The organism is Bradyrhizobium campsiandrae (assembly GCF_014529705.1).
GTDB lineage: Bacteria > Pseudomonadota > Alphaproteobacteria > Rhizobiales > Xanthobacteraceae > Bradyrhizobium > Bradyrhizobium campsiandrae.
Map to the genome: position 1 here is coordinate 1 of NZ_JAANIH010000451.1, position 237 is coordinate 237.

1 protein-coding gene is annotated in these 237 nt (G+C 67.5%); it reads left to right on the plus strand.

Annotated features, from left to right (window positions below):
- A partial coding sequence (locus tag G8O24_RS43880) for a carboxyl transferase domain-containing protein (RefSeq protein ID WP_368736657.1) occupies nt 1-237 on the plus strand: 237 nt, incomplete at both ends.

Consider the following 237-nt stretch of genomic DNA (forward strand, 5'->3'; position numbering starts at 1 on the left):
GAATCGCCGATCTGCATGAGCGCCGGGCAGCTGCAATGGTCGGCGGTCCGGAACGGGCGCGGCTGCTGCACAAGGAGCGCAAGCAATTACTGCCTCGCGAACGGATCGCTGCGCTGATCGATCCCGGTTCGCCGTTTCTCGAGTTCGGCCACCTGGCGGGCGAGGGGATGTACGACGGCGTGCCGCCGGGCGCGACAATTATCACGGGCGTCGGACAGGTCTGCGGGCGCGGTTGCA